Origin of the sequence: Marinifilum sp., from assembly GCF_965230805.1 — a bacterium.
In the GTDB taxonomy this organism is placed as follows: Bacteria; Bacteroidota; Bacteroidia; order Bacteroidales; family Marinifilaceae; genus Marinifilum.
In genome coordinates this window covers 1,996,137-2,008,679 of the sequence record NZ_OZ246019.1, presented here as the reverse complement: position 1 = coordinate 2,008,679, position 12,543 = coordinate 1,996,137, and the positions used below count along the sequence as shown (strand labels likewise).

10 protein-coding genes are annotated in these 12,543 nt (G+C 35.6%); 7 read left to right on the top strand and 3 right to left on the bottom strand.

What is annotated here, in order from left to right; translation table 11 throughout:
- The first annotated feature begins 120 nt into the window (after positions 1-120).
- The 3 genes from gldA (at position 121) to ACO05S_RS07950 (ending at position 3,669) form a co-directional block, all read left to right on the top strand.
- Entirely contained in the window at positions 121-1,020 is a 900-nt protein-coding gene (gldA, locus tag ACO05S_RS07960; protein ID WP_421920992.1) for a gliding motility-associated ABC transporter ATP-binding subunit GldA, read from the top strand.
- A 632-nt stretch (positions 1,021-1,652) separates the two neighbouring features.
- Entirely contained in the window at positions 1,653-2,909 is a 1,257-nt protein-coding gene (gene metK / locus ACO05S_RS07955) for a methionine adenosyltransferase (RefSeq protein WP_421920991.1), read from the top strand.
- A gap of 448 nt (positions 2,910-3,357) precedes the next feature.
- Complete coding sequence (locus ACO05S_RS07950) at positions 3,358-3,669, top strand: helix-turn-helix domain-containing protein (RefSeq protein ID WP_421920990.1); 312 nt, start codon at positions 3,358-3,360, stop codon at positions 3,667-3,669.
- Positions 3,670-3,959: 290 nt separating this feature from the next.
- On the opposite strand, the gene ACO05S_RS07945 is transcribed toward ACO05S_RS07950, so the two are convergent.
- Both ACO05S_RS07945 and ACO05S_RS07940 read right to left on the bottom strand, forming a co-directional pair.
- Positions 3,960-4,985 carry an NAD-dependent epimerase/dehydratase family protein gene (locus ACO05S_RS07945; RefSeq protein WP_421920989.1) on the bottom strand — a complete coding sequence of 342 codons (1,026 nt, stop codon included), beginning with the start codon at positions 4,983-4,985 and terminating at the stop codon, positions 3,960-3,962.
- Between the two features lie 109 nt (positions 4,986-5,094).
- On the bottom strand, positions 5,095-5,505 hold the full coding sequence (locus ACO05S_RS07940; RefSeq protein ID WP_421920988.1) for an OsmC family protein: 411 nt from the start codon (positions 5,503-5,505) through the stop codon (positions 5,095-5,097).
- Positions 5,506-5,709: 204 nt separating this feature from the next.
- Between ACO05S_RS07940 and ileS the strand changes: the two genes are divergently transcribed.
- The 4 genes from ileS to ACO05S_RS07920 all read left to right on the top strand — a co-directional run bounded on the left by ileS (position 5,710) and on the right by ACO05S_RS07920 (position 11,569).
- Complete coding sequence (gene ileS, locus ACO05S_RS07935) at positions 5,710-9,150, top strand: isoleucine--tRNA ligase (RefSeq protein ID WP_421920987.1); 3,441 nt, start codon at positions 5,710-5,712, stop codon at positions 9,148-9,150.
- Between the two features lie 45 nt (positions 9,151-9,195).
- Positions 9,196-9,570: a TraR/DksA family transcriptional regulator gene (locus ACO05S_RS07930; RefSeq protein ID WP_421920986.1), complete on the top strand. Its 375-nt coding sequence runs from the start codon at positions 9,196-9,198 to the stop codon at positions 9,568-9,570.
- A 125-nt stretch (positions 9,571-9,695) separates the two neighbouring features.
- On the top strand, positions 9,696-10,310 hold the full coding sequence (locus ACO05S_RS07925; protein ID WP_421920985.1) for a lipoprotein signal peptidase: 615 nt from the start codon (positions 9,696-9,698) through the stop codon (positions 10,308-10,310).
- A gap of 515 nt (positions 10,311-10,825) precedes the next feature.
- Entirely contained in the window at positions 10,826-11,569 is a 744-nt protein-coding gene (locus ACO05S_RS07920; RefSeq protein ID WP_421920984.1) for a LytR/AlgR family response regulator transcription factor, read from the top strand.
- A gap of 303 nt (positions 11,570-11,872) precedes the next feature.
- Here the strand turns inward: ACO05S_RS07920 and ACO05S_RS07915 are convergent, their stop codons facing one another.
- Complete coding sequence (locus ACO05S_RS07915; protein ID WP_421920983.1) at positions 11,873-12,280, bottom strand: hypothetical protein; 408 nt, start codon at positions 12,278-12,280, stop codon at positions 11,873-11,875.
- Positions 12,281-12,543: the final 263 nt, after the last annotated feature.

Here is a 12,543-nt window from a genome sequence, read left to right as displayed (position 1 = left end):
ACGAATTATGAATTACGATTTACTCAGGAAAAAGAATTGCAGATTTATTAAATTCACAACATATTGTGCACTATTAACTTTGAGTACTGATAACTCGAAGTACTTTAAATACTAAAAAAAATGTCGATTAGGGTTCAGGAAGTAAGCAAACGATACGGAAAACAAAAAGCACTTAAGCATGTTAGTTTTGACATTCAGAAAGGCGAAGTGGTTGGGTTTTTAGGTCCCAATGGGGCGGGAAAATCAACAATGATGAAGATTATTACTGGTTTTGTACCACAATCTTGCGGTTTGGTTGAAGTAAATGGATTGAATATAGAGAAGCATTCTTTGGAGGTGCGAAGACAAATTGGTTATCTGCCAGAGCATAACCCGCTTTACCTGGAAATGTACGTGAAAGAATATCTCGATCATGTAGCCTCTATTTACAAATTGGGAAAATCGAAAAAAACTAGAATTGCCGAGATGATTGATCTGACTGGCTTAGGCTTGGAACAGAACAAGAAAATTGGTGCGCTTTCGAAAGGATACCGACAAAGGGTAGGAATTGCACAGGCTTTGATACATGATCCTAAGGTTGTGATTTTGGATGAACCAACTACAGGTTTGGATCCCAATCAATTAGTCGAGATCAGAAATTTGATTCAGGAAATTGGTAAGCAAAAAACGGTAATGCTTTCTACTCATATTATGCAAGAAGTGGAAGCCTGTTGCGAGCGAGCATTAATCATCAGCAAAGGTACTTTGGTTGCAGATAAAAAGATCGAAAACCTAAGCTCCGAATTGTCTTCAAAGATAATTGAAGTGGAATTTGCGAGTGAGATTTCACTGGAGATCCTAAATCAACACAAAGGGATTAAAGAGGTAATTGCTTTGGGAGATAATCGGTTTGGTATTTCTAGCTCAGAAGATATCCGTAAAGAAATATTTCAAATGGCTGTGAAAAACAAGTGGGAACTTCTCGAAATGAAGAGCCAAACTCAAAGGCTGGAAGACTTGTTCCATAAACTAACCAGATAGATTATGCACCGATGAACACAGCCAAACACAGAGGATTAAATATAGATTGGAGGAGTATTTTAAACTAAGGTATTTCTCTGTGTACCTCCGTGCTCTCTGTGGTGGAATAAGATTAAAATTACCACCGAAATTTTTAATTCCGGATCTTAGATTAATTGAATTAAAAGGATTCTTAGTTTCAGAAAATAGATTATCAAGACATAATATCTTCTTCGTGCTTTGTTTCAATTTTAGTTCGATAATAAAAATCAGTATAATTTGTAGTTAAATCAATAGGAATAAGACTTTGCAGTCTTTTTCACTCTGAAAACACCTCGTTATTAGCATTCCAAATTGTTAAAAAGCTTTAAAAACTCTTGTTGTCATATTGTTTCTTTCGGAAATATTGTTTTCCTTTGCGGAGAATTAAGTGGAAAGATTTGGCTGCTTGCAACCACAGAAAAAAATGCTAAATGGTGTTATTATCCTTTTTCTGCGTTAATACAACAACCAATTACTTTCCCGTATTTTTTAATAATAGTACTTAAGTACTTTAAGTTACAAGTACTTAAAGTTGATAAGCTTTATAGGTTATATCTATTGGTTTGTACTTTAAACTTTAGGCACTTTAAATACTTTAAACTTAAAATAGTATGGGATATTTATTTACATCAGAATCTGTTTCTGAAGGGCATCCAGATAAAGTATCTGATCAGATTTCAGATGCCATTTTGGATAAATTACTGGCTTTTGATGCGAATTCGAAAGTTGCAGTAGAAACTTTGGTAACTACCGGTCAGGTAGTAATTGCCGGTGAGGTAAAAACCAAAACTTATATTGATATTCAAGAAACTGCTCGTAAGGTAATCAACCGCATTGGGTACACAAAAAGCGAATACATGTTCGATGGATCATCTTGTGGTGTTTTAAATGCACTTCACGAACAATCAGATGATATCAACCGTGGTGTGGATCGCGAAGATCCAATGACTCAAGGTGCTGGTGACCAAGGCATGATGTTCGGTTATGCCTCTAAGGAAACCGATAATTACATGCCCTTGTCCTTGGAATTGTCGCATCGTTTGTTGGTTGAATTGGCTTCTATTCGTCGCGAAGGCAAGGAAATGACTTATCTGCGTCCTGATTCAAAATCACAGGTTACCATTCAATACAACGATCAGGATACTCCTGAAAGGGTTCATACAATCGTAGTATCAACTCAGCATGACGATTTTGGTCCGAATGATGAAGAAATGTTGGCGAAAATCAAGAGCGATGTTCGCAATATTCTAATTCCTCGTATCGTAAAACAATTACCGGAAAGGGTTCAGGCGCTTTTCGATGATGAGTTCATTTTGCATGTAAACCCAACGGGTAAATTTGTGATTGGTGGTCCTCATGGTGATACAGGATTAACAGGTCGTAAGATTATTGTTGATACTTACGGTGGTAAGGGTGCTCACGGAGGTGGTGCTTTTTCAGGTAAAGATCCCTCGAAAGTAGACCGTTCGGCAGCTTATGCTTCGCGCCATATTGCAAAAAATATGGTAGCAGCCGGGGTGGCCGATGAAATTTTGGTTCAACTTTCGTATGCTATTGGCGTTGCCGAACCGGTAGGAATTTACGTGGATACTTACGGGAAGAAGAATGTAGAATTAAGCGATGGTGAAATTGCTGAAAAGGTAAAAGAACTTTTCGACCTTCGTCCGGCAGCAATCGAGCAACGCTTAAAACTGCGTAACCCAATTTACGAAGAGTCTGCCGCATATGGGCATATGGGACGTACCCCAAGAGTCGTTAGCAAAGAATTCGAATCGCCATATTTCGATAATATCGTAAAAGAAGTTGAATTGTTTACTTGGGAAAAACTCGACTATGTTGAGAAAGTAAAAGAAGCTTTTAACATATAAGCCTGATTTCTACTTAAAAGCAGTTAAATTCTTTAAAAATATCCCGATATGCTTTCCGATATTTTAAAGCAAATTTTGAATAAATCTGACTTTTTATGGCGAATATCTTTGGTCGAACTCACGTTAGTTTATAAAGAGAATCACAAAATATTTTGAGAAGCCATTCCTTTCGGGATGGCTTTTTTTCTTGCTTATAAGATTGATAAGACAAGCAATAAGCTCGATGTGTAAAGATTTTTTCGATAAAATAATAGATAAATTCTTGAAATTCATTCATTAATTTGGAAGATTCTCGAAAATATCTATGAAAATGATGTATAAATATTCATAAATCAATATTAATTCATCAAAAATGAAGAATTAATCATTAATATCTACTAAAAAATCGTAGAAAATATATTAAATTTATATGTAATTCAAAGCTAAATCCATTAAAATCGATCCTAAAATGAGTAAAAAGAATCCTATAAACGAGATCATCTTAAAAGAAATGAAGAGACACGGGATGCGACCACCCGACTTGGCTCGTAAATTGGGATTAAGTGTATCAACAACCTATTATCTATTGAGTAGAAATACCATACAGGTAGATCGATTGCGTGAAATTTGCAGGATTTTAAATACAAACTTCTTTCAGATATTGGCCGACCAGATGAATATGGATAACGATTCGGAAGCTTTTAAAGATGAAGAAAAAGAAGCATTAAAAGCTGAAAATGAAACTTTGAAGACTGTGATTAGAATGCTGGGGGGAAAATAAATTTTCACCTAAAGCCCATAAACGTTTATTCGCAAATAAGGCAAAGTTTTATCGAAAATAATTTTCGAAGAATTTAATTGCTTTTGGCTTAAATATCCTGGCAATATCCCGATATTCCTTAGGTAATTTTAGAATATTTCTACTCAAAATCAGTGCAAACTGCCACAATATTTTTAGTCACACTCTGGTTAATTGTTAAGCAAAATGAAAAGGAAGTAAATTTTCTACAATTACTTTTTCTTCAACCAATAAAATCTAAGCCATACCCAATATCTTGCGTTTTTACTGCCTTAATTCTTTGAGATTTTTGCTTGGATTGGATAGTGCTGCACCGTATCCTTTATGCTTTTTTCGATATCAATAAACTCAAAATTAAGAGCATCTTTTATTTTTTGGTTCGAAAACCTTCTGATATTGTGCGATGCCCGTGCTGTTTCTTTTGTGAAACTTGCAGGTTTCAATAAAAATATCTTTTTCAGATATGCCAAACGCCATCCAACTTCAGTCATCTTATGCGAAGCATATTTTGTAGGTCCTTTAGTACCAATGTTTTTTGCGATGGTCTTAAATATGAATTCATAAGTGCAGTTGTCGCCATTTAAAACAAAGCGTTCGTTCACAATATCACTTTCCATCAATTTAATCATAGCTTTGCTCACATCCCTAACATCAACATAACCGGTAATTCCCCTGGTAAAATACTTTAAACCATTGGCAACCGTATTAAATAATTGCGAGCTGCCCTTGTCCCATTGTCCCGGACCCAAAATAATAGATGGATTCACAATTACTGCATTTAAGCCTTCTTCTATTCCACGCCACACTTCCAGTTCCGAATTAAATTTGCTGAGCGAGTAACCCGAACGTTTATCTTCAGGGCTCCATGGCGTTGTTTCGTTAACTAGATCTTCTCCTTCTTCGGGAGTTCCCAAAGCAGCTGTGGAACTTACCATACAAAACTTACGGATTTTGAATTCTATACAAGCGTTTACCAGATTGCGGGTACCCTCAACATTAATGTCTAGAAGGTTTTTCCTGTCTTCTTTCTTAAAAGAAACCAAAGCTGCACAATGATATACCTCTTCAATGCCTACCAAAGCTTTGTCCAGGGAATCAGGATCCAACATGTCTCCCTCAAACCATTCAATCGAATTGAATAAATCATCAGCTTTATGCGAGTAGAACGAAAAAGTTTTTCGAACCAATTCAGTATTACTGCCCGATCTTTTTAAAGCACGTACTTTTTTGCCTTTCGATACCAAATCAAAAAGTAAATGAGAACCTACAAGACCTGTTCCTCCGGTAACTAGAATCATGGTTTAATTAGTTAATGAGTCTTTAAACGCTAAGTTGCTATGACGCTAAGGCGCAACGAAGAAAATATATCTTTGCGCCTTTGTGCCTTTGCGTTTTATCTATTGTGTCTTATTTCACCCAATTCATTTTAATGCTTTGCTTCAAGTTGTAATGCACACTTAAAGGAACCGGGCTGGTTCCGGCAACCGATTCAATAATCTTTTTTTCTTCGTCGGTATATTCCTTATCCGGGAAATTGAATTCTACAATCACTTCCGATACTCTTCGCGGATCGCTAGCCATTATTTTGGTAATGTCCAGTTCAGTACCTACAATATCGATATCATTATCGCGAGCCACAATCCCCATAATGGTCATGATGCATGATCCTAACGAAGTTGCCAATAAATCGGTTGGCGAAAAAGCTTCTCCTTTTCCTTGGTTATCGGTGGGCGCATCGGTAAAAATTTTGTTTCCTGATTGTAAGTGAACACATTCGGTTCTTAAATCTCCCAAATATTTTGATTTTATAGTAGCCATTGTATTTTGATTTAAAATTTAAAGCTAAATATATCTAATAATTTCGAATTATAATCTGTAAAAAAAATGTTAGAAATTGGTATGAGTGGTATGCTGATTAAAAATCTGTTAAGGCTTTCAATATACTGGAAATATGAGTATTCGCTTTTGTATTTTTTCTATATTTGTAAACTTTTTAGAAAATACAAGATTAAATTCATATAAATGAGCACGAAATTTCCGGAATACAAGAACTTTGATCTTTCACAGATCAATAAGGACATCTTAAAAGATTGGGAAGAAAATAAAACTTTTGAGAAGAGTTTGGAGACCCGTGAAGGTCATCCATCATTTGTTTTCTACGAAGGGCCTCCTTCGGCAAACGGAATGCCGGGTATTCACCATGTTATGGCTCGTGCACTTAAGGATATTGTATGTCGTTACAAAACCCTTAAAGGCTTTCAGGTGAATCGTAAAGCAGGTTGGGATACACATGGCCTTCCTGTTGAACTGGGTGTAGAAAAAGAACTGGGAATTACAAAAGAAGATATTGGTAGCAAGATTTCGGTTGATGAATACAACGAAGCTTGTAGAACCAATGTAATGAAATACACTCGCGAGTGGGAGGATTTGACTTCGAAAATGGGTTACTGGGTGAATATGGAAGATCCTTATATCACTTACGATAACCGTTATATCGAAACACTTTGGTGGTTATTAAAGCAATTGTTCGAGAAAGATTTGCTTTACAAAGGATATACAATCCAGCCATTTTCGCCTGCTGCAGGTACTGGTTTGTCAACTCACGAGCTAAACCAGCCAGGATGTTACAAAGATGTAAAAGATACCACTGCTGTTGGTATGTTTAAAGTAGCTCGCGACGAAAAGAGTGAGTTTTTATACGAAGGAATTGATTGTGATGCTTACTTTATTGCATGGACAACTACTCCTTGGACACTTCCATCGAACACTGCGTTGGCTGTTGGTCCTAAGGTTCACTATGTAAGAGTTCGCACTTTTAACCCATATACAGGAATTCCATGTGTGGTGATTCTTGCAAAAGATTTGTTCTACAATTTCTTTAATAAGAAATATGAAGGTCTTGAGTTGGGCGAATACAAAGCCGGTGACAAGCGTTTGACTTACAAAACACTTTCGGAGCACAAAGGAACCGATTTGGAAGGAATCCGTTACGAGCAATTGATGCCATTGGTAAAACCGGAAGGCGATGCTTTCCGTGTAATCCTTGGTGATTTTGTAACTACCGAAGATGGTACAGGTATTGTACACATTGCTCCTACTTTTGGTGCCGATGATGACAGAGTGGCAAAAGCAGCAAATATTTCTCCATTAATTCTTCGCGATAAAGAAGGAAAGATGCAACCAATGGTTGATCGTACTGGTAAGTTTTTCGTGATTGAAGATTTGGATCCTGAGTTTGTGAAAAACTATGTGAATGTTGATGCTTATGCTGAGTATGCAGGCCGTTTTGTGAAAAACGCCTACGATCCAAATTTAACAGAGAAAGATCCTACTTTAGATGTTGATATTGCTGTTGATTTAAAAAAGAACAGTTTGGCATTTAAAGTTGAAAAGCATGTTCACAACTACCCTCATTGTTGGAGAACTGATAAGCCGGTATTGTATTATCCATTGGATTCATGGTTTATCAAAACTACGAATGTTCGCGATCGCATGATCGAATTAAATAAAACCATTAACTGGAAACCGCAATCAACCGGTGAAGGTCGTTTCGGAAAATGGTTGGAAAATCTGCAAGACTGGAACCTTTCTCGTTCTCGTTACTGGGGAACTCCACTGCCTATTTGGGTGAGCGAAGATCGCACAGAAATGAAATGTATTGGTTCGGTTGCTGAATTAAAGGCAGAGATTGAAAAATCAATCGAAGCTGGTTTCATGACAGAAAATATTCTTGCTGATTACATAGAAGGAGATAACAGCAAAGAGAATTACGAAAAATTCGACCTGCACCGTCCGTATGTTGATGGCGTTTATTTGGTTTCTGATTCAGGGAAGAAATTGGTTCGCGAATTAGACTTGATCGATGTTTGGTTCGATTCAGGTGCGATGCCATATGCACAGCAGCATTATCCATTCGAAAACAAAGAGAATTTCGATAAATTATTCCCTGCCCAGTTTATTGCTGAAGGGGTTGACCAAACTCGTGGTTGGTTCTTTACACTTCATGCAATTGCGACCATGTGTTTCGATGGTGTTGCTTTCGAAAATATCATTTCTAACGGATTGGTATTGGATGCAAAAGGCAACAAGATGTCTAAGCGTCTTGGAAATGCTGTAGATCCGTTCGAAACCATTGAGAAATATGGTTCAGACCCTTTGCGTTGGTACATGATTACCAATGCTCAGCCTTGGGATAACTTGAAATTTGATTTAGGCGGTGTTGAAGAAGTTCGTCGTAAGTTCTTCGGTACATTGTATAATACTTACTCCTTCTTCCAGCTTTACGCTAACATCGATGGATTTAATTATTCAGATGCAGATATCAAAATCGAAGAGCGCCCTGAAATTGACCGCTGGATTCTTTCTCTTCTTAATTCCTTGATTAAAGAAGTTGAAGAATGTTACGAAGCTTACGAGCCAACACGTGCAGGTAGAGCCATTCAGAATTTCGTAAACGAAAACCTTTCGAACTGGTATGTTCGTTTGTGTCGCAAGAGATATTGGGGTGGTGAGTACAATGCCGATAAAATTTCGGCTTATCAAACACTTTACAAATGTTTGGAAAGCATTTCAATTCTTTCATCACCAATTGCTCCATTCTATATGGATCAGTTGTTTAAAGATTTGAATTCTGTTACCGGACGTTATTCTGAAGAATCAGTTCACTTGGTTGATTTCCCTAAATACAAGGAGGACGAAATTAATAAGGCATTGGAGGAAAGAATGGACATGGCTCAGAAGATTTCTTCGATGGCCTTGGGATTGCGCCGTAAGGTGAAAATCCGTGTTCGTCAGCCATTGCAAAAGATCATGATTCCTATCTTGGATGAAACAATGGTTCCACAGCTGGAAGCTGTTAAGAATATCATTCTTACAGAAATAAATGTGAAAGAAATGGAATTTATTACTGATACTTCCGGTGTATTGGTAAAGAAAATCAAGCCAAACTTTAAGACTTTAGGTCCTAAGCATGGTAAAATCATGAAGCAAATTGCCGCTGCTATTGGTCAAATGAATCAAGAGGATATCGTGGCATTTGAAAAAGCTGGAAACTACTCAATCACTGTAAATGAAGAGAATGTTGATTTGACTTTAGAGGATGTGGAAATTATTTCGGAAGACATTCCGGGATGGTTGGTTGCCAATGAAGGAAAACTTACTGTAGCAATGGACGTAAACATTACCGATGAGTTGAGACATGAAGGTATAGCGCGTGAATTTATCAACAGAATTCAAAACTTAAGAAAGGATAGTGATTTTGATGTAACTGATAAAATCAAACTTGAAATTATGATGCATGATTCTATCAATGATGCGGTTCTTGCTCATAAAGAATACATTGGAAGTCAAACTTTGGCTGTAAGTGTTGAGTTGGTAGAAAGATTAGCAGAGAACGAAGCAAAGGCAGTAGAAATTGAACAAGGTGTTGAAAGCTTCATTAAGATTGAAAAAATTAGTGAATAATCGATTTTTTGTTACCTTTAAAGAACGAAAAAAACTATAGAAGCAATGACTGAAAAGAAGCGATATACGGACGAGGAGTTGCAAGACTTTAAAGACTTGATTAACTCAAAACTTGAGAAAGCCAGAAAAGATTACGATACTTTAAAAGCTGTTATTTCAAATAGCTCTGGTAATGATATTGAAGATACTTCTCCAACTTTTAAGGTGTTGGAAGAAGGAGCATCTGTTCTTTCAAAAGAAGAAGCTGGCCGCTTGGCTCAGCGTCAGGCAAAGTTTATTTCTCATCTGGAAGGAGCTTTAATTCGAATCGAGAACAAGACCTATGGTATATGTCGTGAAACTGGCAAGTTAATTGCTCCGGAAAGGTTACGAGCGGTGCCACATGCTACTTTAAGTATCGAAGCTAAAAACAAGCAATAAGTTATTCATTCTGAATATATAAAATGATTGGAAGAGTATATTCTTCCAATCATTTTTGTTTAGAAGCAAAGGTTTTTATTTCTTTAAAGCCTTAATAAATAAGATTACACATTTAAAGTTAAGATATGTCGCTATTTAAAAAATCGGTAGCATTTATTGTTGTACTTCTGATACTCGATCAAATATTAAAAATTTGGATTAAAACCCATATGATGTTGGGAGAATCCTATAATATTTTTGGCAATTGGTTTCAAATCTATTTCATAGAGAACAATGGAATGGCGTTTGGAATGGAGTTGGAAGGTGAATGGGGCAAAATGCTTTTAAGTTTATTTCGTATCATAGCAGTATGCGGAATAGGATGGTATTTACGTGATATTTGCAGGAAAAAAGCACCATTAGGATTAATTATTGCCATTTCATTAATTTTTGCAGGAGCTATGGGTAATATTATTGATAGTGCTTTTTATGGAATGATATTTAATCATAGTTACTACCAGGTGGCGCAATTTCTGCCCGAGGGAGGTGGTTATTCTGATTTTCTTCACGGAAAAGTAGTAGATATGCTCTATTTTCCTTTGATTAAAGGTACATTTCCTGATTGGTTTCCATTCTGGAAAGGTGAGCAATTTGTATTCTTTCGACCGGTATTTAATGTAGCCGATTCATACATCACCATTGGCGTAGCATTTATCTTACTCTTTCAAAGAAAGTATTTCATAAAAGATCAAAAAGATTAAATTTTCTATAGAGCCTTGACAAAAGCACTTATGGTCGGAAGAAATTCCGGCCATTTTTTATGATGGAGAGTAAAATCTGGTTTTTTTCGCTACATAATCGCTCAATCAAGCACTTTATTTTCAATGCCTTCTTGGTGCTGATCTCTATTAGTCTGATAGTAAAGTTTTAATTGTCAACTATTTTCAGAATTAATCACTCAGTTTAAATTTTGATTAAGTTTTAAATAAATCATATAATGTAATGAATTAATATTTGCATGGAATTGTTCTTTGATGTAAATTTATTATTAAATTCAGTAGGTGAAATTAAGTAACCTGAGAGAGAGAAAAAACTTAATAGAATAAGAAACTGCTACTTTGACTAATAATGTACTTATGAATGATTTACGAACTTACTCTGTAAGAAGACTGCTTACTGTTAGAGGTTCCTTTTGCTTATTTCATATTTAACTAATACATGTTAATAGTTTCATAGAGTATGTAATGGTTTTTTGTAATGAATAAATAAAAGGAACATGAATAAATTGTCGAGAATCCTAATTGTTGAGACTGAATATGTTTTGGAAGAGGAAATTCTTTGCCGCTTGTTTGAATTGGGACATGATATTGTAAAAACGGTTTATACTGCAAATGATGCCTTGAATTATTTGAATAATAATGAGGTGGATATCGTTTTGATCGAGATGAATATGGAGGCAGAATTAGATGGGTTTCAGTTGGCTGAAACAATTGATGGTACATTTAAATTGCCATGTATATTCCTAAGCTCTAATTCAATTCAAGCAAATATCGAGAAGGTGAAAAATGCGTATCCCAGTGCTATTTTAATGCATCCATATTCCTTACAGCAAATCCATCTGTCGATTACCATTGCAATTAATAATTATCGCAGATCCCTAAATTCATTCGAACCTGATAAACTTGATAATGTTTCGCTCGACCTGCTTAATAATTGTTTGTTCTTAAAAAAAAATAATTTATTCGAAAGAGTGGATTTAGACGAAATATATTGGTGTAAAGCGGAAAGTAATTATACTCTTATACATACCGAAAAGGGGGAATACATTTATTCTATGGTTCTAAAAAAAATTGAGGAAAAACTAACTTCGTCCCATTTTTTGCGAGTTCATCGGTCTTATTTGGTTAATCTTTCAAAGATAGATGGCTTCGAAGGCAAAATGATTATTATAGATAACACACATATCCCGGTAACAAAGTGTTACCGGGAAAAGGTTTTTGATTTACTCCATATTATTTAACGTGAGTTCGACGTAAAATTCTATCCACAGAAAGTTCTATTTGGGATAGATTTGCATTAAAAATTTGGAAAGAATAGCGTGCTATTTTGAGGAATTTTTAATGCAAAGATGTCGTAAAGAGAACTTTCCATTATGTGTTAGCCTGCTTTCGGCATAAATTTCCTCAAATCTTCTTGAAATATCCCGATATTCCTTCGAAAATTTGAGAAAATTTCTACTTAAAATCAGATCAAACTGTGAACGAATTTTACGTCGAACTCGCGTTATTTAAGATCGAATTTGCTGTAATTAGAAAATTATAATTCATACATGAATTTGGTTTTCTTTTATGTAATGAATCATTTGAGATTGGATATGATCTGTAACGGCTTTGATTGAATCTTCTTTTGGAAGGTTGGCTACAATTTTATGATCATATAACGATTTCCACCATGCAAGAATTTTAACTTCCGCTTTTACATGAAAGCTTAAACTTGTTTCCGACTGATTCCAATCATTAATAGATGCTTTATATTGGAATCCCTTGTAGGTTCCCGATATACTTTCGTTTCCTTTTAGTTGGTACTTTCCTTTGAATTCTTGACCAGCTACTGAGATATCGTAATAGGTGTAAAATGAGCCATTATCATCAACCAAGCTTATGCTACCAGTAGCATGTATGCCGGCAATTGATATATTTACGTTGGGGTCTTTCCAAATAACTATTTCCATAATATTCAAGTTAGTTTTAAATAAAATTTTTAATCGAACCTTGGTTATGTGAGTTTGGAAGTGATAGTGATTTGATCAGTTATCGGTAATAAACTCTGCCTTTCATCTTCAATTTAATTTGGGATCACATAATTTGAGTGCGTATTAAATATTGTTCAAAAATTACTGTAATAAGAGAGCTAATTGTTTCTTGAATGGACCTAAGAAAATACCTAAGCTGTTATCGTTTTAAGCAAAATGCTTGTAGTGCACATTAAGAGAGT